Here is a 22,307-nt window from a genome sequence, read left to right as displayed (position 1 = left end):
GAAAGGCTTCTGCAAGTCTCCAGATTCGGTGTACTTAACCATAAGGGCGGATTTATAACCGCTCAGAGGATGATCCATGTCCAACCGTGAAATAACCCGGCGCTCGTTCCTTCAGGGCGGGCTGGTGGCGGGTGTGAGTGTCACGCTCACGCCGCTCAGCACCCAGGCGCTGGCTGCCTTGATGGAAAACAGCGTGACCGTGCCGTCTGAAAAGTGGCTCGGCCATAACGGCAAGGCGCGCCAGCGTAACGATGCCTTGTCGAAAGTCTGCGGCAGCAAGGTGTTTGCCCGCGACATCCGTTCCAAGGACATGCCTGGCTGGCCCCAGCAGCAAGGTCACGCCATGTTGCTCAAAACCATCAAGGCCGACCACATCTACGCGGGCTACGACCTGTCGTGGCTTGGCGCCGAGTTGCAGCCGGACCGCATTGTCACCGCTGCCGACCTGGACAAAGACGGTATCGTCTTCCCGGAAGAACATGCGCCGGATCCGTTGTTGCCCGAGGGCAAAGTGCCGATGTTCATCGGTCACCCGGTGGCGATCCTGATCTGGAACGACTTCGAGCGTTTCCGTCAGGCCAAGAACAAGCTCAAGTTCAATGACAAGGCGATTCGTTACGGTGCCAAAGTGCCGTATTACGAAGGTGACCCCTACGGTAGCTTCCGCTACGTGCGCGTGGGTGGCCCGACCTCGGCCGACGAAGACGAATTCGCCAGCCTCAAGGATTCGATCCTGTTCCCGATGCTGAAAAACCGTCGCCCGGTGTGGAATTCCCAGCCAAACCTGCACGGCAACCTGACCGAGCGCGGGCTGTTCTACGCCGAGCGCATGAAAAGCCAGATCAACACGCCACCGGACAACTGGCTGGTGTTTGACGAGCGCTACAAAACCCCATCGATCGAACCGGCCGCCATGGAGCCGGACAACGGCAACGGTTGGTACGATCCGGCGACCAAGACCCTACACTTTGTGGTGGCCACCCAGTGCCCATTGGAAGTGGCGACCGAGACCGCCAAGATGATCTCGCCGTCGCGCTTCGGCCTGGCCCACCTGAACATGCATCCGGGTTATACCGTGGGTTACGGTTCCAAAGACCACAACATTTTCGTCTACTACGCCGCCCTCGCTGCGTTGTATGGCGCCGGTGTACCGGTGCGTCTGGCCAATGATCGTTACGAGCAATTCCAGAGCGGCATCAAGCGTCACTCGTTCGATATGCGCTATCAGTTGGCGGTCGACAAGAACGACCACAGCTTCAAAATCTTCCTCGCCGACATGAGCGTCGACGGCGGTGGCCGGATCAACTACAGCCCGTCGGTGGCTGCGGTCGGCGCCACGGCGGCGCAGTCGATCTACTACATGCCGCAGAACGACCTGCAAGTCACTGCGTACCACTCCCGTGGCGTTGAAGCCGGTTCGATGCGGGGCTACGGCACCCTGCAAAGCATGGCGGCGACCGAAATGATGGTCGACGAAATCGCCGGTCGCCTGGGTGTGGATGCCATTGAATTGCGACGCAAGAACGCACTGCGTTCGGGCATGAAGAACACCCAGGGCGCGATCCCTGCCGGTGCGTTGCGGCTGCACGAAATTCTCGACAAGGCCGCTGCGCACGACGTATGGAAAAACCGCGACGCGATCAAGCAACAGCGTGAAGCCGCAGACCCGGATAACTGGTATGGCGTCGGTTTTGCCATCTGCCAGAAAGACTTCGGCACCGGTTCCGAAGCGCCGATGGCCAGTGTTGAATTCAGCGCTGACGGCCGCATCAGCCTGCGCCACATCGGGATCGAAATCGGCACCGGCATGTCCACTTCGCAATCGCTGGTGGTCGCCGACTTCCTTGGCAGCCCGGCCCACGAAGTGAAGACCGGCGAAACACAATGGCAGGAAATGCAGTTGGTCACCGGCGGCAACCCCTACACCATGAGCCAGGCCGAGCAGGACAACCTGCTGCGCAACCCGCGTTGGGTGGGCAAGCTCGCGTCGGCGTCGTCCGCGACCAACTCGGCGTACTACTTCAGCCACGCCACCCGTGAAGCGGCGCGTGTGCTGTTCAACCACGGCCTGTGGCCAGCGGCGCTGGAGATCTGGCGCCAGGGCCCGTTCGGCGGCCAGGCCAACCCCTATGTGGTGCGCCGCGAAGACGCACATTGGGTGGACGGCAAGCTCACTGCCAACGGCATGCAGCCATTGAGCTTTGAAGAACTGGCCAAGCGCGCTCATGAGCGCGGCCTGGTCACCGCTGCCACGGTCCACGGGTTCAACCGCTGGAGCTGGGCCGAGGCTGAGTACAGCATCGACGGTGTGCGCGAGCGCCTGCCGCTCGACGGTCTGGCGGTGAAATACGGCGATGGCGCACCGAAAGCCAAGCAGGCGCTGATGAGCACTGCCGGTTTCCACCTGCTCGATCGCCAGAACGTCAGCTATCCCGCCACCCAGTTGAATAACGCTGCGGTGACGTACTACAGCCCCGTCGCCACGTTGGTCGAGTTGAAGGTCAACAAGGGTTCGGCGCAGGTCGAAGTGCTCAATCACCATTCATGGGTCGAGTGCGGGCGTGTGCTGGTTGAAGAGTTGGTCAAAGGCCAGCTCGAAGGTGGAGTGGCCATGGGTATCGGTCACGCGTTGATGGAGGAAATGCCGTTGTACGAAGGCGGGCCGGGGGAGGGCGACTGGAACTTCAACCGCTACCGTCTGCCGATGGCGCGTCACGTTGCCGTATGGAAACAGACCTCGGAGATTCTGCCGGCGCTGTCGCCAAGCGACCCGTCCAAAGGTATCGCTGAAGTGGTGATGATCCCGATTGTCGGGGCCATTGGTAATGCGGTGGCACACGCCATCGGTAAACGTGTTCGCGACCTGCCAATCACGGCTGCCCGCATTAAGGAGGCCCTCAATGGCTAACCGTCCGCTTCAACTGACCCTCAATGGTCAATCCGTCGGCCCGGTGGACATCCCTGATGACCTGCCGATGATTGACTACCTGCACGAGTACAAGAACCTCACCGGCTCGCGACTGGGCTGCGGCCAGGGCATTTGCCACGCCTGCGTGGTGATCGTCGACAACCCGGATGGCACCAGCGAAGAAGTGCGCACCTGCATCACCGGCGCGCATTACTTCGAAGGCAAGCAAGTGCGCACTATCGAAGGCCACGCCAAGCGCGATGAGTCGGGCCAGGTCACTGAGCTCAACCCGATCCAGCAGCGCTTCGTGGATGAGTTCGCCTTTCAGTGCAGCTATTGCGCGCCGGGCTTCGTCAATGCGGCCACCGTGTTGGTGGAGAAACTGCAACGCCAGCCGACCGTGCACAGCAAGCTGGAACAAGTCATCGAGGACAGCCTCGGTCATCACGTCTGCCGTTGTACCGGGTACGTGCGTTATTACAACGCCACCCGCAACGTGCTGACCGATCTCGGCCTGGTCAAGGAGGGTTAAGCATGAAGCTTTTTCTGACCCGCCTGGCCTTGGCGGTCGGCCTGGCCGCGCCGGTATTGTTTGCCCACGCTGATGATCAAGCCAAGCGCGGCGAATACCTCGCCCGCGCCGCTGACTGCATGGCCTGCCACACTGCACCGGGCGGTGCGCCGTTTGCCGGCGGCCTGCCGATTGTCTCGCCGTTTGGCACCATCTATGGCACCAATATCACGCCAAGCAAAGAACACGGCATCGGCTTGTACAGCGATGACGAGTTCTTCGCTGCGTTGACCGAAGGCAAGCGTCGCGACGGTGCGTACTTGTATCCGGCGATGCCCTACACCTCGTACCACCTGATGCCGCGTGAAGACTCGGACGCCATTCATGCGTACCTCAAAACCATCGAGCCGATCAAGCGCGCAGCGCCGGTCACGAGCCTGAGCTTTCCCTTCAACGTGCGCCTGGGCTTGATGGGCTGGAACGTGTTGTACGGCAAAGCGCTGAAACTGGAACCGGCCGAAGGCAAGAGCGAAGCCTGGAAGCGCGGCCAGTACATGGTCGAAGTGCTCGGCCACTGCGGCGAATGCCACACGCCACGTGGCCTGCCCGGTGCGATGGAGCTGGACAAGCGCCTGACCGGCGGCATCCTCAATGGCTATCTGGCGCCCAGCCTGCTCGCCACGGACCTGGCCGCGCGCGGCTGGAATGAGCAGGACCTGGCCACGTTCCTCAAGCACGGCATGAGCGCCCAAGGGACGATGTTCAACGAGATGTTCCCGGTGTTCCACAACAGCACCCAGGGCCTGAGCGATACGGACCTGGCCGCGATGGCGACCTTCCTGCTCGGCGATAAACCGCCGGCAGCCAAGGCGTTGGTCGAAGTGCCGGTGGACAAGCTCGGCCCGAGCGCTCTGCGCGGCCGCCAGGAATACCTGAACGTCTGTGCCGGTTGCCATGCCGCGGGGGGTGAAGGCAAGCCGCACATCGCGGTGGCGATGCGCGGCAACACCACGCTGCGTCTGGAAGACCCGCGCAACCTGGTGCGGGTGATCGAGGACGGGATCGGTGAGCAGAAGTTCTCCGGGTTCGAGCACATGCAACCGATGCCGGGCTTCGCTGGAAAACTCAGCCCGGCGCAACTCACCGATCTGATCAATTACCTGCGCCAAGGCTGGGGCGGGCAATCGGCGGAGCTGGCGGTGAGCGATGTGCAGAAGTTGCAGGCTGAGGCGCCGTCCATCGAGCACAAGGCGCACTGACATGCAGCATCTGGACCTGCAGGTGATACGACGGGCGCTGGAGTGGTCGGTGGCCGGGCAACGCATCTGGCTCTGTACGGTACTGGCCACCTACGGCTCGGCGCCGCGTGCGCCGGGTTCGTTGCTGGCGGTGAACGCCGCAGGGCAGTGGATTGGGTCGTTGTCGGGTGGTTGCGTCGAGGAAGACTTTCTCGAACGCGTCGCTGACGGTGCGTTTCTCGATGCGGTCAACGTGGTGCGCTACGGCGCAGGGGACGATCCGCGCTCGCGGGTCAGCCTGCCCTGCGGCGGCATTCTCGAAGTATTGGTTGAGAAGTTCGAGCCTGACTGCGAGGTGCAGGCGCACCTGCGTGAAGTGGAGTCGGCGCTGCTCGGGCAGCGGCGCTTGATTCGCCAGGTCGACCTGGCCAGCGGGGCGCGCCGCCTGGTCGCTGATTGTGAGCAGGGCGCGCGCATCGAGCGTGACAGTGAGCGGGTGCGCCTCCGCGTCGGTGCGGCTCAGCGTCTATTGCTGGCCGGGTACTCCAGCGTGGCGCAGGCGTGTGCCGAGTTTGCAGTCGGCCTCGGGTTCGAAGTGATTCTCTGCGACCCACGCGATGAAGTGCTCGAAGGCGTGGTGCTCAATGGCGTGGAGATTCGTCGCCAGTTGCCGTCGGTGTTTATTGCCGATGGCGGCTGTCACCGTGATACGGCGGTGGTTGCGCTGACGCATGACCCGCGTATCGATGATCTGGCGATGATGGAAGCGGTGCGTACCGACGCGTTCTACATTGGCGTGATGGGGTCGTTGCAGACCTCGCAGAAGCGCTTTGAGCGACTGCGCCGCATCGGTGGGTTGGGGGAGCCTGAACTGGCGCGGATACACGCGCCCATCGGGCTTAACCTGGGGAGCAGGACGCCGTCGGAAATTGCGTTGGCGGTATTGGCGGATATCGTGCGGATTCGCAGCGGGATTACTCGCGACCGGCTCTGAGCGCATCTTTGCTTGAAGGCTTGATGTAAATGTGGCGAGGGAGCTTGCTCCCGCTGGAGTGCGTAGCGCTCCCAGGCTTTTGGGGCCGCTTCGCAGCCCAGCGGGAGCAAGCTCCCTCGCTACAGTCTGCCTGTGTTTACATCCCGAATTTATCCCGCAACCCGTAGTACCAAGCCCCCAGCGCCGCAAACGGCGTGCGCAACATTTGCCCACCCGGGAACGGGTAATGCGGCAAGCCCGCAAACGCATCAAAACGCTCAGCCTGACCCCGCAAGGCCTCTGCCAGTACTTTGCCTGCCAGGTGCGTGTACGTCACGCCATGGCCGCTACAGCCCTGGGAGTAATAGATGTTGTCACCCAGGCGACCGACCTGCGGCAAACGCGACAGGGTCAGCAGGAAATTGCCAGTCCAGGCGTAGTCGATCTTCACGTTCTTCAGTTGCGGAAATGCCTTGAGCATTTTCGGCCGGATGATCGCTTCGATATTCGCCGGGTCTCGTGCGCCATACACCACGCCGCCGCCGAAGATCAGGCGCTTGTCGCTGGTGAGGCGGTAGTAGTCGAGCAGGTAGTTGCAGTCCTCGACACAGTAATCTTGTGGCAATAAAGTCTTGGCTACTTCATCGCCCAGTGGCGCCGTGGTGATCACTTGGGTGCCACACGGCATCGACTTGGCCGCCAGCTCCGGGACCAGATTGCCCAGGTAAGCGTTCCCCGCGACGATAATGAATTTGGCCCTGACCTTGCCTTCGGCGGTATGCACCACCGGATTAGCGCCGCGCTCGATGCGCACCGCTGCCGATTGCTCATAGATCGTGCCGCCCAGGGATTCCACAGCCGCGGCTTCACCGAGCGCCAGGTTGAGCGGGTGGATATGGCCGCCGCTCATGTCCAGCAAGCCGCCCACATAGTTGTCACAGGCCACCACTTCGCGGATGCGTCGCTCGTCCAGCAACTCCAGTTGCGTATGGCCGTAGCGCTCCCACAGACGCTTCTGCGACTCCAAGTGGCCCATGTGCTTGCTGTTGAGGGCGGCGAACACGCCACCGTCCTTCAAGTCGCACTGGATCTGGTACTTGGCCACGCGCTCACGGATGATTCTGCCGCCTTCAAACGCCATCTGCCCCAACAACTGCGCCTGCTGAGGCCCGACGCTGCGCTCGATCACGTCGATATCGCGGCTGTAACTATTGACGATTTGCCCACCGTTGCGACCCGAGGCACCAAAACCGACCTTGGCGGCTTCCAGCACCGTAACGCGAAAGCCGTTCTCCAGCAGAAACAGCGCACTGGAAAGCCCGGTATAGCCGGCCCCGATCACGCACACATCGGTCTCGACCTCACCTTGCAACTCAGGACGGGGCGGAACTGCATTCGCAGAAGCGGCGTAATACGACTGGGGGTAGGGGGTGTTCGCCATCCTGGAACCTCTGTTTTATATTTTTTACGAGTGCGCCGATCCTACCTGAGTTGAAAATTGCCTGCCAGCCACCCGGAAATCACGGGTGTACCCGACGCAAATAAAAAATTCGCATATTCATAGGGTTAGCTGCAAAAAAGATGTTGACACCCCTTCGGAATTCCGTAGAATGCCGCCTCACAGCAGGCACGTAGCTCAGTTGGTTAGAGCACCACCTTGACATGGTGGGGGTCGTTGGTTCGAGTCCAATCGCGCCTACCAAACAAAATCCGCTCTGCTGGGCGGTCTAGAAGGGCTCACCGAAAGGTGGGCCCTTTTTTGTTGGCTTGGATTTCTTCAGAGCGTTCACAAAATATAGTGTTCGTTCACACTGGGTAATGTGAACGCCAATAACGGTTCATTTACGTGTGAATTTTACTTTTGAATTGGCGGTGTCGAAGTAGGCGGTGGCGGGTTGTCTGAAACCTTTAACTAGCTGTTTTTTAATAGTTTTATTAGTGGGGGATCTCGGAGTGGAACAGCCCCTAATGATACCTAAGTAGTGTGCTTGAACGTCTTTTTACTTCCTGAATAAAATTCCTCCACATCCCTGTTGTGCCGGCGTAACCTCGACCTCGGACATCCCACCTTCCAATCTATACGCCCCAACAGAAAAATTGGCTTTCAGCTCCGCTACGGTATAGTGGCAATCTGTCTTCGCGTTTTTTGTAGGCTTGTCGGACTCTAAGCACCGATAGATAGAAAAAGCTCGAAATTGAATTGTGCAGAGGTGGAGTGACAAGGAATGGTCAAAATTGCAGAGATAAAATCTCTGATCACAGTAAATAGTAATGACTATACCGCGTGTATCGACTCTATTGAACATAGCGATACTATAAGTTCTATTAGAACCAAGCTGCGATTTCATCACCTGAAATTCGATGGTAACGGGCGGCCGATGGTGAAGGCTTTAGCAGGGCTTTTATATAACTATATAATCGATTATTGTATTGCTGCGAAGAATCGACCTACGCCTATAACATTCAAAGATGCTGCTCGTCTCACTAAAGAGGCCAGGAAGCTCTTTCGTCATCCGGACATAACTGATGATAGTCCCGATAAGACAGGTGAGGCCGGAGAAGCTTTACTGTATTTTCTGATTGAAGCAATAGTTCAAGCTCCGCAAGTAGTAGCGAAAATGGAGCTAAAGACAAACAGAAAGTTAGAGGCAAACGGCTCTGATGGTATTCATGTTAAGTGGAATGCGGATGATCAGCTTGTCGATTTTTATTTTGGTGAGTCAAAGCTTTATCAGAATATAGATGATGCAATTAGTTCGGCTATCAAAAGTATTGATAGCTTTCATGCTGATGAAATCTATAAGCATGAATTCACAATGATCACAAAACATTTCAAATACGCGGATAAAGAAGTTCAGGATGCTGTCACTGAGCATATCCGGCTTGGTGAGCCCGGTCCCGGCGCAAGAATAAATCATGCCTGCCTTATAGGTTATAACTGGGATGCATATTCAAGTGCGCCCGGTGTTTCTCATCCCGTTTTAACTAATGAGTTCAGAGCAAGGTTTTCGAAAGAAACAAATCTAATCGCTTCTAAATTAGAGAAAAAACTCTTGGGTTTTTCAAGGTCTCATCTATGTCTTGATGTTTTTTTTATTCCATTTCCCTCTGTGCAGGAGTTTAGGAATGAATTCAATGCGGCGTTAGACTGATATGGGAGTCGAGATGGGTAAGTTTCAAGCGGATATAGATAAGCTATTTAAATATAGTGTTGATCATTTGCTGCCGGGGCATAGAGATAAGGCGGAGTTAAATTCGGAAGAGGTGAGAAGGTTGATAGGTGTTTCGTCAATTCTATCTCTTTCGGATGAGCCTGAAGAATTGGCTCTAGCTTATGAAGTGATAAGCCGTCTCGTCGAATGTGCTTCCAACGATAAGCCCAAAATAGTTCAGGCTGCTGATATTATCTTTTCTAGGATTGGTAATTTTCCGGGGAGAACCCTCTTACGGGAAAGATATAGGGAGTTGGAGGATTTTTCTCCGTCGCTGATGCTGTCATTAGAACGTATAGCTAGAGAGGTGGAGAACACGGTTGCTGACGAAGTGATACTAACTGACTTTCAGCACAAGCTTTACACATCACTAGAAAACCAAAACTCTGTAAGTGTGTCTGCACCAACGTCTGCCGGCAAATCGTTTATCCTAAATCTTGATCTAGTAAGAAGGCTAAAGAGTGGAGCTGAGGAGAATATAGTCTATATAGTCCCCACAAGAGCACTTATATCTGAGGTTTCTTCAAGGGTAAGGCGAACTATTAAGTCTGAAAATATTGAGGGTGTTTTAGTTAGAACTGCACCATTTCCTCTTAAGGTTTCACGGAACATAAAAAATATCATATATGTGTTAACTCCTGAGAGGCTGCTAAGTCTGCTTAAGCCGGAAAATAATAAAAAAAGTATTACATCTATATTTGTAGATGAGGCACACGAGATACAGAAGGGGAATCGCGGTATTACATTGCAAAGTGCGGTAGATTTGGCGCTTGTTAAGCATCCTTCAGCCTCTATATTATTCGCAAGTCCCCTTATAAGTAACCCCGGTTATTTTTTGAGTTTGTTCGGGCGCCAAGATGAGGGGGTTTATTTTACAGAGACCGTATCACCTGTATCACAGAATCTTATTCTTATATCCGAAGTTTCACGGCAGCCAAGCTTTATTAATGCGTCTTTACTTGCCGGTGGTCGAAGTGTTAATCTTGGGAATGCTTCTGTTGATTTTAGTTTTAGAGGCTCTCGGACGAAACAGAGGGCTTGCTTTGCCAATGAGATAACGGGCAGCGATGAATCTACAATTATATTTGCCGATGGGCCCGGTCAGGCAGAGAAGGTTGCGGAAGAGTTATTGTTAGTTAGCGAAAAGCCTTTGATTTCAGAAGATGTAAAAGACTTTATCAACTTTATTAAAGCTGAGGTGCATGAAGACTATCCGTTGGCAGTTAGTTTAGCATCAGGAGTAGCCTTTCACTACGGGGTTATGCCATCGATAATTCGATCTGGTGTTGAAGATTTGTTCAAGGCGGGTGAAATCCGATTTCTTTGCTGCACTAGTACGTTGTTGCAAGGCGTTAATCTACCAGCAAAGCATATTGTAATAGAAAATCCTCATAGTGGGACAAAGCCAATGTCTCGATCAGATTTCCTAAACCTTTCTGGACGCGCTGGCAGGCTGCTGCAAGAGTTTCATGGCAATATTTGGTGTATCAGACCAAGTGATTGGGAAGAGCAATCTTATAAAGGTGACAACCTTCAAGAGGTGAAAGCTTCGATGCAAAAACTTATGGATGATGGTGGTTCCATCATTCATAGTCTCATGACTGGGGAGATTGATGCCGACAAGAAAGATTTCGCGGAAGCAGGTTTCAGCCGACTTTATCGCGAAGTAATCGAAAATGAAGAAAGCGAGATTATAAAAAAATACCAAACAGTGGAAAACTCTGAAGTGTTAGCTCAAAATTTGAGGCACGTTCAAAATTTGACAATAACGCTGCCTCAAGAAATTCTGGAGTCTCATAGTAGTCTAAGGCCGGACCATTTGCAGATGCTTTACGATAAGCTGCATGGAGCGGTCTACACAGAAGAATTTTCGTTATTGAACCCTTATGCTGTGGGTGGTTATCATCGAATGGTAAGAGCCATTGATATGATATCTGATGTGTTTCAGTGGGCTGAAAGCCAAAAATTTAGAAGTTGGGTTTGCTATTTATCTCATCAGTGGGTAACTGGAACGCCTATAAATGTTCTGATTAGGGATCGAGTTAATTATATCAGGCGTCAAGATAATTTCTCTACTAAGACTTCTACTATCATTAGGGAGTTGTTAGGGATTATAGAATCTGACATACGCTTTAAGCTTGTGAAGTATTTTAGCGCGTATGAAGATGTCATTAGTTATTGCCTTAAGAACAAGGGGCTTTCTGAAGATGAAGCACGACAAGCGGCTTATCACACTTTTCTTGAGTTTGGAGCATGTTCCAGCGTTGAGCTAAGCTTGATGTCACTTGGGTTTTCTAGATTCACAGCACTGCGTTTAGGGAAAATGTTGGATTGGGGGGATTCAGTGGAAGTGGAGGACTTTGCGTCAGTGATTGCGAGAAGCAATGTTGACTCGTTGAAAATTCCCAGAGTTTGTATAAAGGAGATAAAGGAAATTCTTGGTCAGCAATAGTGTTTTACATATGATGCATTGGTAATGTTGGATAGTGAAAGATGGCCGTCGGTGGATTTTACTTGCTAATCTATACCCAACAGTATCTACCCTACGATTTATATAGGTAATTGGCTCGGTAGCGCGGGTGTGGATTTGCTATTGAGTCAAAATGCCATTATCTTGTGTGAGCGCGGCACCATAAGGGCAGGGATGAGAAAATGAAATCACGGAATTTATATACGATTCATGATGTTATTGTTAGGAACTATACGATAACTGGGCTTCCAAGCGGTAAGTTTTTACACCAGTTCACGCCTGCGACCGCTGAGACTCTTTATCAGTTCGAAACGAATAGTAGCGCTGCGGAGCTTGTAAACGGTGATCGTTACAATATTGGTTTTATAACGGAGCGTGATGGTAGAAATATCATTGAACCTTCAGCTTTGGGGAAGGCGGACAGCGTCAATAAGTTGCTGAGTTATTCAGCGGCCAAGCATTTTTCTCTGGATAAACTTGCAGAAAACAAAGGGAAAAATGATGATCGTGTCAAACATCGAGCAGTCAACGGTTATTATTGGGGGCGAAAATACGCTTGGCGACGATTTGGTTTGGTAATGGCAAAAGGTGCTTTTTACCAGTATATGGAAGAAATTGCTCACCCTTTCGTTCCTTGCAAGACTATCAATGATGATATCGGAATTCATTCTAATGAAGATTCGATTGCTTATATGGAAGAAGGATTGGAGGAGGCGATGGATGCATTGATTGATACGGCGGAAAAGGTCGGTCGTTACTTTAAATCACCCCGTTATAGTAGAAAATTTCAAATTCGCCCTGTTAACGCGATATCCGATAAAAAATAAGTAAATTTTCAATATCGAGTAGCTAACGCTTTTCTAAAACCCCCTATATTGCCCGTGCTAGGGGGTTATTCTTTCGCTTTAACCAAGATTTAAATTTTGTGCAGATCATCTGCAACCAATCGAAGTTGACTTGTCTTGGGAGTATCAATGGTTCTGTAAACGGTAATTGAGGCTTTTATTACGCACCTTTCTTTTGGTGTCAGAAGTGTGAGTGGTGCGGGTTGGTGGAGTGTCGGTTTCCCGACTATTTTTTCCTCCCCCCTCTTCATAACCGTGATCCAGTGTGTTTTCTCACGCGTCCCGGACTTGTGGCCAAACAGCGGTTGTTCTTCGGTGAGGGCAAGAATCGTGCTGACCCGTATCTGGGGTTCGTTCCACTTGAAGACGAGGAACTGACTTGGCCGCAGAACGCGGAAGCATTCGGCGCACCCCTTTCGAAGATCGTCGCGCCAGTCACCGGTCCGGGGTCCGTACTTCAGCCGCAACCAGCTTCCACACCGGCGCGCACCACATCAGGTGCGATGGATCGAACACCAGCATGTTGAAGCTGGCGTCGGGGAATGGCAGGTGTCGAAAGTCCATCATAACGTCGGGCTCAGCTTTCAGCACCCGGCCATCGCACCGCACATGCTCTTCATCGCGGATGTCCCCGAACAGGGCGCGCTGGTCCTCTTGTCGAACCACATCATCCGGCTGGTTGCACGGGTCAGATAACACACTGCAATCGCGAAATGACCACATGTCACCTGGGCGGCCGGAGTGCGTAGCGCTTCCTGCACGTCGAAGTTACGCTGCGATGATCCATTGGCGCATTCGGTGAGAAACGGTGCTGCCAGGGGCTGCGCCAGGGGGTGATGGGTACCGCCTGTGCTGCTGGTCGATACGGATTCATCCACGCCATGTGTGCTTGTGTGCCAACTAGGGGCCTCTTACACGTCGGCTACGTAATGCGCTGTGTTTGGGTGGTTGGCGATGCACAGCCAGGGCGATTTGGTTGTGGTTCACGGCCACGTCCGGCTCCGGTATGTCCGTGCGATGCCGGTGTCGGTGCCGGCATTGCCGGCGGACAGGCCGACTAGCAGTTCCTTTTCGAACGGCAGGCCCATGCTCGGCTGGTCATGGATGAACTGAGGTAATTTCTGTTGTGCGGACATAGGGGACCCTCGCCGGTTATAGTTCCGAGATTTGCAGGAGAGCGGGCGATGAGCTGGGAAAGTATTTCTTTTTGGATCGAACATCACCCAGGATTAGCGTCATGGGTTCAGGCGATTGGATCGCTCTTGGCATTGGGTGTTGCTATAGGCGTTGCACGGCAGCAAGGACGCCAGTCGCAAAAGTTGTTTCGAGACCAGGTGAACCACGTATCGGAAGAAGCAAGGCTTCAGCGTATTGCGTCGCTGAGGGCTACAGTCGAGGTTGCTGAAATTGTTGCCAGGCGCGTCATTGAGGTAGCCAGGAAGATGCCAGACATCATCATTGAGGGGAGTGCACCCCTACATAGGGAAGCTCTTGAGGCCGCAGCGCTATGGATTGCAAGGCTTCCTATTTACGAACTCCCTGGAGCTTTGGTCGCTAGGGAAGTGCAGAACATAGCCCTGTACGCAAATCGAATGCACAAAGTTCTAGATCAAATATCCACTCAAGGGTATCAGTCTGATGAAAGCCTAAAGTCTTTGTGGATACTCCACGGCGCCCCCGAAAAGGCTTTAGTGAGCTTAACTTCTTTTGCAGACGAATATAGTGGCGGGGTCGAGGTAATCAGGGCTGCTGATTTTTAAGCTGCGCTCAGCGCAATAGGTAGGGGCTGATCAGGCAGCTGACTGCTCGGCGATGAAGTAGTCCCAGGCTGCTTTATCGCCTTGGGCCAGATACCATTTTAGCTCTGCGCTTTCTTCCGTATCAGTGACTGATCTGCACTGAGCCAAGCGGCCGGCGGACGCTACTGAACCGCGATACGTCCGGTTTACGCATGCGTCCGCCTCCATACGCACCGAGCAGGACGCAGTTTGCCGATTACCTAATCATGCGAGGATTGCAGGTTGTCGTATAGAGTAGTGGCGATTTGATTGTATTGTTTGATATAAATGCCTTCTACCTAAGGAGGGTTTATGCATTGGAAGACGGTGACAGGGGTTTGCATCGGAGGGGCGCTTTTTGCCCTCTTAGGGTTGGTTGTCGGTATTAATATGAACCCTCAATCAACAGTTCGTTTTGTTCCTAATTTGGGCAGTTTGGGTGATTGGTTGGCGGCAGCAGGCACATTCGCAGCAGTTTGGGTGGCTCTTTCTCAATCATCGAAACAGGCTGAAAAGGAGCGGCCGCGCGCTAAGGTTTATCAAGAATATGAGGGTAGTTCTTGGTCCGTGCGAGTGCTATCTGAAGGACTTGTGCCATTCACCGTCCTAAGTTCTGAACTCAAATACGATGGGCTGTCTCGCTCGCTAGATCTTTCAGCTTGGCTGCCAGCCGGTAAGTCCCTGCCTCAGAAGCTCGAGAGAGGAGACGTTCTTAATCTCATGGAGATGAGCGAACGGGATTTTGCCTCGCTCGCTCGATGTGTTGCTGATCCTGTCATCAAAGAACTTGGTGAAAAGGGGATTACTCCTAATGATCATGATTTGGGGGTTAACGAAGCGTTCTTTGATGACCTAAAAGCTTCTTCGGAAGGAGAGGCTAAATTATCAATTCGCAGCGGGCACAGTGACGACGAGCATCAGCTTCCGGACGGGCTTGTTGCCAAATTATTCGCGCTGATTGCAGAGGAAGAGCGAAACGATCGGCTTTACGAAATTACACGAGCCAAGAAAGATCTTGCCGAGCTAAAAAAACTGTTCGACCTCTCGAGCTCTAACAAAGGGAAGTCCCCGGAATAGAGAAAACTCGATCTATTTCCTGGATCGCTTATATCAAAAAAACCAACCTCAGCCATGCCGAAGTTTTTATGGTGCGCCATGCATGGCGCGTTGCGCGCAAGCGCAACCAGTTTGCGATGCGGTGGCCTCGCTGGTGACTTGGAGGTGGAAGTTCTCTACACACCCGGCAAGGGGGAAGTGTTAGCCAGAGGCAAGGGGGGGCGCGGGTGAACTGGTCAAGTAATCTTGGACACCGATTAAGGTTCACGCCACCAACCTTTCCTTCGCGACCGGCGACCGGTAGTCGTTGTAGCTGTGAGGCCTGCTGATGTTGTAGCGCGAGACATAGCGCTGCACGTCTGCCCGGGCCTCATGTTCCAGTTTGTAGCCCGTTTCAGGAACCCACTCTGATTTCAAACTACCAAAGAAACGCTCCATGGGGGCGTTGTCCCAGCACTCGCCTTTACGGCTCATACTTTGTCTAAATCCGTGTTTCACAAGCTCGTTTCGGAATTTATGACTGGTGTACTGACAACCTTGGTCTGAATGAAACAACACATCCTGGGGGCGGCCGCGTAGCTCAACCGCCATGCGTAGCGCTTCGCAGGTCAGATTGGCATCAGAAATCATCGAGAACGACCAACCCACGATCCTCCGAGCGTACAAATCCAGAACGGCGGCGAAGTACATCCATCGCTTGCCGACCTTGATGTAAGTTACGTCGCCACACCACACCTGGTTAACCGCCGTTACATCAAATTTTCGCTTGAGCACGTGCGGCGCAACCAATGCCTCAACGCCCGGCGACTTGTACTTATGGCGCCTGCGCTGACGACTAGCGATGCCAGCTTCGCGCATCAAACTGCGAGCCATATAACGTCCGATACGATGCCCTTTGGCTTTTAGCTCCTTGGACAAAGTACGTGCGCCGGCCGACTCTCTGGACGCCCTGTGGTGCTTGACCAGCGCGGCTTTGAGCTTGTCCCGTTCAGGATTTGCTCTGCCCTGGCGCTGGCGCCAGGCGTAGAAACTACTACGGTTGATCCCAAACGCCCGGCAACACCTTTTAACGCCGTATTGCTCGTCCAGCTCATCGATCAGCGTGAATGATCTTTGGCGTCCAAAAGCAGGAGAGCACTGGCCTTTTTTAGGATTTCAATGTCCAGGTCTTTCTCCCTGAGTAGGGCTTTGAGCCTCTGGATTTCTCGCTGATCAGCGGTAATCGCCTTGGCCCCTACCGGGGTCGAACCCAGGCGTTCTTTCTGCACTTGATCGACCCAGCGGCGTAGAGCAGTGGGGCCGATATCTAGGCTGGCACAGACCTCAGTAACCGGCTGGCCTTCATCCAGCACCATGCTGGCAGCCTTGAGCTTGAACTCACTCGAATAAGATTTACGCATATCCAAACACCTCAGATTTGGGCGCTATCATAACGCCCGATTGAAGTGTCCAAAATCATTAGGCCAGTTCAGGGTGACTGCGAAACTGAGGGAAGCCCGAGGCAAAATGCTGGCCTGACGAACAGGAAGCGGATGAGGCGGCACGGCGGGGTAAGGTTGCAATAATCGCCAAAGCCCAATACTTGCACGGAACGCTGTGACGTAGATCCGAAAGGCATAACCAAGAAGGTCGAGCGAATTACCCTGGGAGATTTGTAGTTTTGCCGTTGTGCTACCAAGTGCCGAGAGGCGACGAGATGAACCTGCAGAAGTCAGCCGAAGCCGTAGTAAGTGGCGAATAACCACGCCATCAAGAGCCGAATAGGTTGTGCCGCCAGTGGGCGTCAGAGTCTCGTCGAAATTTGGGCACAGCAAAGCCAAGACGCCTGGCGGCGTCCTTTGAGTGCTTGAATATTCGATCAGGCGAAAAGCGTCGCCACCGCCAGCAGGCAAATTACCTGGGCGAACAGCTGGCAGCGTATTTCGCCAAGCGTGGTCGCCATATTACTCATTTGTCCGGCATACATAGCGGGAACCCTCATTGTCGGCGTGACACCGTGAATGAACTGCAAGTACACACAGCTGCACCGTGGAGTATAGGTGCAGATCAGGAATTTTCCCTGCCGACGCCATAGCGAGTTCATCCTCCCGTCTTTTCCAAAAAAACTGCGCTGAATCTCTCCATGGTGCCGTACCCCCGATGCCATCCCCCCACAAAAATTATTGGTTTGCAGCAACAATTTTTCTTGTTGGACACCCCCGTCCCCAGGCAGCAAAGTTGCCGCCACTGACGCTCGACCTTCCAGGTCAACAATAAAAAACCGAGCCGATTGCACGCCATTTTCATGCTGTGAGCCCTTTGCCCACATCCTGCTGTAATGGCGCCGCAGCGCGCACTAAAGGACCTCTTCGCCATGCAAACTGTTGTGAACTTATGGCCGTTGATCGGCGTACTTGTCATCGTGTTCGGCTTTGTATTGCGCTTCAATCCGCTGTTGGTGGTCACCGCGGCCGCCATCGCCACCGGGCTTGCCGCACAGTTCCCGCTGGAAAAAATTCTCGCCACCATGGGCGATGGCTTCCTTCAGACCCGTGCCTTGCAACTGATTCTGTTATTGCCGCTGGCGGTGATTGGCCTGCTGGAACGCCATGGCCTGCGCCTGCATGCGCAGAACTGGATTGCACGCTTCGAACGCGCCACGGTCGGGCGCTTGCTGATCATTTATCTGTTTGTGCGTGAGTCCACGGCTGCCATGGGATTGACCAGCCTGGGTGGGCATCCGCAGATGGTGCGGCCGCTGCTGGCGCCGATGGCCGAGGGCGCCGCAGAAAAACGTTATGGCAAGCTGCCTGACAAGCTACGCCACAAGGTACTGGCCATGTGCGCTGCCACCGACAACGTCGGGTTGTTCTTTGGTGAGGACATCTTCGTGGCCTTTGGTGCGATTGCGTTGATGCACACCTTCCTGCTTGGCTCGGGGATTGATGTGGAGCCGCTGCACATTGCGGTGTGGGGCATCCCGACGGCGATCTGCGCCTTCATCATTCACGCTATCCGGTTGCATCGTTTCGACCGGCGCTTGACCCGCGAAATGAGCTCGGCCACCGCTCCAGTGGAGGCTGCTCAATGATTATTTCCATTCAATACCTGTACTGGCTGGCGGGCGTGCTGTTGCTGATCACCGCCGGCATGATCCTGCTCGACCGTTCCCACCCCAAGCGCTGGTCCAGTGCGCTGTTCTGGTTGTTGTTCGCCGTACCGTTCCTTATAGGCGAGCGCTTGCCTTCGGTGGTCATCGGAGTGGGTGTGGTGGTGATGGCATTGATTGCGGGCTTGGGCGGCGTTGGTCGTGGCCGCCATGCCCAATTGCACGACAAGGCGTCTCGCGCCAGTGCCGGGCGCCTGGGCCACAAATTGTTCATCCCGGCGTTGGCGATTCCGCTGACCACGGTGATTGGCTCAGTGTTGCTCAAACACACCGAAATCGGTGGTGTACCGCTGCTGGACCCGAAGAACACGACCTTTGTCTCCCTCGGCATCGGTTGCCTGATCGCCCTTGGCCTGGCCTGCTGGCTGACCCGTGATACGCCGGTGCAAGCGTTGCGCGAATCCCGTCGCCTGACCGAAGCCCTGGGTTGGGCCATGGTGCTCCCGCAAATGCTGGCGATGCTCGGGCTGTTGTTCAATGAGGCCGGGGTGGGCACGGCGGTCGCTCATGTCACCACCACCTACATCAACCTGGACTACAAGTTGGTGGCGGTGATGGTCTATGTGTTGGGCATGGCCTTGTTTACCGTGATCATGGGCAATGGTTTTGCGGCCTTTCCGGTGATGACCGGTGGCGTCGGCGTGCCGGTGCTGGTGGGGATTTACGGTGGCAACCCTGCGGTGATGGCGGCCATTGGTATGTTCTCGGGCTATTGCGGTACGTTGATGACGCCCATGGCGGCCAACTTCAATATCGTACCGGCGGCGCTACTGGAACTGCCGGACAAAAATGCGGTGATCAAGGCCCAGATACCCACGGCGCTGATGATGCTGGTGGTCAATATCGTGCTGCTTTACCTGTTGATGTGAGGTCATTGTGCAAAACGTATTGCTGACGGGCTTCGAGCCCTTTGATAAGGCGGCGGTAAACCCTTCTTGGGAGGCCGTGCGCCAGTTGGACGGTGTGCCGTTGAGCGAGGGCGTGAAGATAGTTGCGCGTTGCTTGCCCTGCGCATTTGCCACCGCGGCCGAGACCTTGCTGCAGTTGATCAACGAACTGCAGCCGGCAATGGTCATCGCCACGGGCCTGGGGCCTGGGCGCAGTGATATTTCCATCGAGCGCGTTGCGATCAACGTTAACGATGCGCGTATTCCCGACAATCTGGGCGTTCAGCCAATTGATACCTCAGTGGTGGAGGGCGGCCCGGCGGCGTACTTCTCGACGTTGCCGATCAAGGGCATGGTCAAGGCGGTGCGTGAGGCGGGTATTGCGGCCTCGGTATCGCAGACGGCGGGTACGTTTGTGTGCAACCAGGTGTTTTATCGTTTGCAGCACGCCTTGGTGGGGACTGGGGTGCGCAGTGGGTTTATTCACGTTCCCGGCTTGCCCGGATCGAGCGAGCCGTCGATGGTGCTATCGACAACCGTGGAAGGGCTGCGGGTTGCGGCGCTGGCAGCCTGGCAAACCCAGGCGGATGTCGTCCTTGCCGGTGGCCAGATCAGCTGACAGCTGTACGCTGTGTTGCAATTTCAACTACAGTTCCAGCACACCCTTGCCTCGGAAAGTCGCCATGTTAAAGCGTACGAAACTTGTATCGGCTGCGTTGTCGCTTGCACTGTCCGTCACCAGTGGCCTTGCCCTTGCAGATCCAGGTAATGGCAAAGGCCAAGGCAATAACAAGGGTGACGCCTATGGTGGGCAGGACAACGGCAAAGGTCACGGTAATAACAAAGGTAATGCCCAGGGCGGGCCGGGTAAGGCCAAAGACAAGGGCGGCCAATCCAGGAACGACTTCAGCGTTGATCGCGGTCTTGTACTGAACGTGCTGGGCGGTCACCGCGATTATTGGCGCCCAGGGCCAGCCTTACCGCCTGGCATTCAGAAAAACCTGGCACGCGGCAAGCCCCTGCCGCCTGGTATTGCCAAGAAGCTGGACGGCCGCTTGCTGGGGCAGTTGCCTCGTTATGATGGTTACGAATGGCAGCAAGCGGGAACCGACTTGATATTGGTGGCCATTGCGACCGGTATCATCTACGAAGTTCTGAACGGTGCGTTTGATTGAGGTGCAGCGCCCTCAGGCTTCACGGCCGGGGAAAAACAACTCAAAACAGGTCACGCCATCTTCACTGCTGACGCGGTACCGCCCGTTATGCAGCTGCATGATGGTCGCCACGATCGAGAGCCCCAGGCCGTTGGACTGGGATGACCGCTCGCGGGATTCATCGACCCGGTAGAACCGTTCGAACAGCCGCGGCAGGTGCTCAGCCGGGATCGTCTGGCCTTGGTTGCTGACTTTCAGGTTGATGCCCGCGCCATCCGGCACTGCCTGGATACTCAGCTCCGAGCCCGGCGCGCCATACTTGATGGCGTTGGCACACAGGTTGGCCAAGGCACGGCGCAGCAGCATCGGTTCAGCCCAGATCACCCCTTCGCCCAAGGCCGTGATGTGCATGTCCACATCACCGGCCAGCCCCTCGAAGTAATCCGCGATGCGTTCCACTTCATCCGCCGCGTCCAGCGCCTGGCGTTGGCGCAGTGCGCTGGCGGGGTCGGTGCGGGCCAGGAACAGCATGTTGTCGAGCATCCGCGCCAGGCGCTCCAGCTCTTCGACATTGGAGGCCAGCAGTTGCTGGTAGCTCTCGATGCTGCGCTGCTGCTGCAGGGCCACCTGGGTTTCGCCGAGCAGGTTGTTGATCGGGGTGCGCAGTTCGTGGGCCATATCGGTGGACACTTGGCCCAGTTGTACAAAACCTTTGGCCAGGCGCTCAAGCATGGTGTTGAACGAGTCGATCATGGGCAGCAATTCTTTCGGCGCGCCGTGGCTGTCGAGGCGTTCGGCCAGATTGCTGACGCCGATCCCTTGGGCATGCCGGGCCAGGCGGCGCAACGGCAGCAAGCCGCGATGAACCAGCAGGTAACCCACCAGCGCCAGGATGATCGCGGCGATACTCGCCAGGATGTAGACGCTGAGTCGATAACTGGCGAGCACGGCGGTGCGCTCGGTCATCAGGCGGCCGCTGGTGATTTGCAAACTGCCCAGGTCGCCGGAGTCGATGTCCACGGCCACCAGCGAGAAGGGAATGCCGTTCAGGCCTGGCAAATGTTGCACGTCGCTCAATATGAGCCGGTGATCCTTGGGCAGCGGCTGGATCGACGGCAACTCAATATTTCCCGGGTTTACCAGCAGCAGCGGCTGCTGGCCGGGTGCGGCGATACTCAGCACCGATTCGCGGTTGCCCAACATGTTCTGGAACAGCTCTGGCTTGGTCTTGATCAAGTCCAAGGTATTGCTGTCGTTAAGCAGGTTGCGCAACTGATCCACTCGCGATATCAGCGCGGCGTCATCGCGGCGGATCAGTTCGCGCTCCAGCTCCCGGTACAGCGCCACGCCCAGGGTTGCCAGCAGGGCGAAGGCGAGCAGGGCGAAGATCAATGCCAGGCGCAGGGTCAGGGAGTAAGGGTGCTGGCGGCTCATGGCTGGGTATCGAAGCGGTAGCCAATGCCCCGCACGCTGTGGATCAGCTTGAGCTGGAACGGGTCGTCGATTTTCAGGCGCAGGCGGCGCACGGCGACATCCACCACATTAGTGTCGCTGTCGAAGTTCATGTCCCATACCCGCGAAGCAATCAGCGAGCGGGACAGCACTTGGTCCTGGTGCGTGGCAAACAGGTGCAGAAGGGCGAACTCTTTGTTGGTCAGGGTAATGCGCGTGCCGGCGCGGGTGACCCGACGTTTGAGTACGTCAATGTGCAGGTCGGCGATGTGCAGTTGCTCTTCATCCCGGCTCGGGCCACGACGGTTGAGGGTACGCAGGCGCGCCACCAGTTCGGCGAACGAAAAGGGCTTGATCAGGTAGTCATCGGCACCCAATTCAAGGCCTTTGATGCGGTCGGCGATGTCATCGCGGGCGGTGAGGAACAGCACCGGCGTATCGGCCTCTTTGCGCAGGCGACGCAGCACTTCCCAGCCATCCATTTTCGGCATCATCACGTCGAGTACGATCACGTCGAAGGGCGTTTCAAGGGCCTGGTGCAAACCGTCCACGCCATCGCGGGCCAGGCTCACACAATGCCCCAGTTCCTGCAGGCCATTGAGCAGATAATTGCCGGCCTTGGGTTCGTCTTCGACTACAAGGATGTTCATGGGAAGTGCTCTGCTTCAATAAGTT

At 55.2% G+C, this 22,307-nt stretch carries 20 protein-coding genes and 1 tRNA gene; 14 read left to right on the top strand and 7 right to left on the bottom strand.

Features of this window, described 5'->3' with window-relative positions; genetic code table 11:
- The first annotated feature begins 76 nt into the window (after positions 1-76).
- Genes GH769_RS15395 through GH769_RS15380 form a run of 4 tightly spaced genes read left to right on the top strand, consistent with a single transcriptional unit; the run spans position 77 to position 5,651 of the window.
- Positions 77-2,908, top strand: a complete 2,832-nt coding sequence (locus tag GH769_RS15395; RefSeq protein ID WP_032903799.1) for a xanthine dehydrogenase family protein molybdopterin-binding subunit — start codon at positions 77-79, stop codon at positions 2,906-2,908.
- A complete protein-coding gene (locus GH769_RS15390; protein ID WP_032903798.1) occupies positions 2,901-3,440 on the top strand; it encodes a (2Fe-2S)-binding protein in 540 nt (179 codons plus the stop codon). Before GH769_RS15395 ends, GH769_RS15390 begins: the two co-directional genes overlap by 8 nt.
- Before the next feature lie 2 nt (positions 3,441-3,442).
- Positions 3,443-4,678: a cytochrome c gene (locus tag GH769_RS15385; RefSeq protein WP_032903797.1), complete on the top strand. Its 1,236-nt coding sequence runs from the start codon at positions 3,443-3,445 to the stop codon at positions 4,676-4,678.
- Between the two features lies 1 nt (position 4,679).
- Positions 4,680-5,651 (top strand): XdhC family protein, encoded by a 972-nt coding sequence (locus tag GH769_RS15380; protein ID WP_032903796.1) that lies wholly within the window; start codon positions 4,680-4,682, stop codon positions 5,649-5,651.
- A 136-nt stretch (positions 5,652-5,787) separates the two neighbouring features.
- Here GH769_RS15380 and GH769_RS15375 read toward each other — a convergent pair whose 3' ends face one another.
- Positions 5,788-7,071, bottom strand: a complete 1,284-nt coding sequence (locus GH769_RS15375) for an FAD-binding oxidoreductase (protein ID WP_032903795.1) — start codon at positions 7,069-7,071, stop codon at positions 5,788-5,790.
- Between the two features lie 184 nt (positions 7,072-7,255).
- Here GH769_RS15375 and GH769_RS15370 point away from each other — a divergent pair.
- The 4 genes from GH769_RS15370 to GH769_RS15355 all read left to right on the top strand — a co-directional run bounded on the left by GH769_RS15370 (position 7,256) and on the right by GH769_RS15355 (position 12,139).
- Positions 7,256-7,332 (top strand) — tRNA-Val (locus GH769_RS15370).
- Between the two features lie 523 nt (positions 7,333-7,855).
- The gene (locus GH769_RS15365) at positions 7,856-8,782 is read left to right on the top strand and encodes a DUF1837 domain-containing protein (protein WP_032903794.1); all 927 of its coding nucleotides are present in this window, start codon (positions 7,856-7,858) and stop codon (positions 8,780-8,782) included.
- A 13-nt stretch (positions 8,783-8,795) separates the two neighbouring features.
- Positions 8,796-11,294: a DEAD/DEAH box helicase gene (locus GH769_RS15360; protein WP_032903828.1), complete on the top strand. Its 2,499-nt coding sequence runs from the start codon at positions 8,796-8,798 to the stop codon at positions 11,292-11,294.
- Between the two features lie 200 nt (positions 11,295-11,494).
- On the top strand, positions 11,495-12,139 hold the full coding sequence (locus GH769_RS15355; RefSeq protein WP_032903791.1) for a hypothetical protein: 645 nt from the start codon (positions 11,495-11,497) through the stop codon (positions 12,137-12,139).
- A 453-nt stretch (positions 12,140-12,592) separates the two neighbouring features.
- On the opposite strand, the gene GH769_RS29295 is transcribed toward GH769_RS15355, so the two are convergent.
- Together GH769_RS29295 and GH769_RS29115 are read right to left on the bottom strand one after the other, a co-directional pair.
- Positions 12,593-12,880, bottom strand: a complete 288-nt coding sequence (locus tag GH769_RS29295; RefSeq protein WP_306108844.1) for a hypothetical protein — start codon at positions 12,878-12,880, stop codon at positions 12,593-12,595.
- 260 nt (positions 12,881-13,140) lie between these two features.
- Positions 13,141-13,293, bottom strand: coding sequence for a hypothetical protein (locus GH769_RS29115; protein ID WP_238344581.1), 153 nt, complete (start codon positions 13,291-13,293; stop codon positions 13,141-13,143).
- Positions 13,294-13,341: 48 nt separating this feature from the next.
- Between GH769_RS29115 and GH769_RS15340 the strand changes: the two genes are divergently transcribed.
- Both GH769_RS15340 and GH769_RS15335 read left to right on the top strand, forming a co-directional pair.
- Positions 13,342-13,917, top strand: coding sequence for a hypothetical protein (locus tag GH769_RS15340; protein WP_032896165.1), 576 nt, complete (start codon positions 13,342-13,344; stop codon positions 13,915-13,917).
- Between the two features lie 330 nt (positions 13,918-14,247).
- Positions 14,248-15,012, top strand: a complete 765-nt coding sequence (locus GH769_RS15335) for a hypothetical protein (protein WP_032903789.1) — start codon at positions 14,248-14,250, stop codon at positions 15,010-15,012.
- A 243-nt stretch (positions 15,013-15,255) separates the two neighbouring features.
- Here GH769_RS15335 and GH769_RS15330 read toward each other — a convergent pair whose 3' ends face one another.
- Positions 15,256-16,080: an IS3 family transposase gene (locus tag GH769_RS15330; RefSeq protein WP_032901718.1), complete on the bottom strand. Its 825-nt coding sequence runs from the start codon at positions 16,078-16,080 to the stop codon at positions 15,256-15,258.
- An 8-nt stretch (positions 16,081-16,088) separates the two neighbouring features.
- Positions 16,089-16,391, bottom strand: a complete 303-nt coding sequence (locus GH769_RS29455) for a transposase (RefSeq protein ID WP_014717988.1) — start codon at positions 16,389-16,391, stop codon at positions 16,089-16,091.
- A 953-nt stretch (positions 16,392-17,344) separates the two neighbouring features.
- Here GH769_RS29455 and GH769_RS15325 point away from each other — a divergent pair.
- The 4 genes from GH769_RS15325 to GH769_RS15310 all read left to right on the top strand — a co-directional run bounded on the left by GH769_RS15325 (position 17,345) and on the right by GH769_RS15310 (position 20,201).
- Positions 17,345-18,061: a DUF969 domain-containing protein gene (locus GH769_RS15325; protein ID WP_032903937.1), complete on the top strand. Its 717-nt coding sequence runs from the start codon at positions 17,345-17,347 to the stop codon at positions 18,059-18,061.
- Positions 18,058-19,008, top strand: a complete 951-nt coding sequence (locus tag GH769_RS15320; protein ID WP_014719142.1) for a DUF979 domain-containing protein — start codon at positions 18,058-18,060, stop codon at positions 19,006-19,008. The genes GH769_RS15325 and GH769_RS15320 overlap by 4 nt, the downstream gene beginning before the upstream one ends.
- A gap of 7 nt (positions 19,009-19,015) precedes the next feature.
- The gene (pcp, locus tag GH769_RS15315; RefSeq protein ID WP_032903936.1) at positions 19,016-19,645 is read left to right on the top strand and encodes a pyroglutamyl-peptidase I; all 630 of its coding nucleotides are present in this window, start codon (positions 19,016-19,018) and stop codon (positions 19,643-19,645) included.
- Positions 19,646-19,709: 64 nt separating this feature from the next.
- Positions 19,710-20,201 (top strand): anti-virulence regulator CigR family protein, encoded by a 492-nt coding sequence (locus tag GH769_RS15310; RefSeq protein WP_014719140.1) that lies wholly within the window; start codon positions 19,710-19,712, stop codon positions 20,199-20,201.
- A 12-nt stretch (positions 20,202-20,213) separates the two neighbouring features.
- On the opposite strand, the gene GH769_RS15305 is transcribed toward GH769_RS15310, so the two are convergent.
- Complete coding sequence (locus tag GH769_RS15305) at positions 20,214-21,614, bottom strand: heavy metal sensor histidine kinase (RefSeq protein ID WP_032903935.1); 1,401 nt, start codon at positions 21,612-21,614, stop codon at positions 20,214-20,216.
- Entirely contained in the window at positions 21,611-22,282 is a 672-nt protein-coding gene (locus GH769_RS15300) for a heavy metal response regulator transcription factor (protein ID WP_003192516.1), read from the bottom strand. Before GH769_RS15300 ends, GH769_RS15305 begins: the two co-directional genes overlap by 4 nt.
- Positions 22,283-22,307: the final 25 nt, after the last annotated feature.

This window comes from Pseudomonas sp. CFSAN084952 (genome assembly GCF_009648855.1).
GTDB lineage: Bacteria > Pseudomonadota > Gammaproteobacteria > Pseudomonadales > Pseudomonadaceae > Aquipseudomonas > Aquipseudomonas paracarnis.
This window is presented reverse-complemented; position numbering and strand designations above follow the sequence as displayed.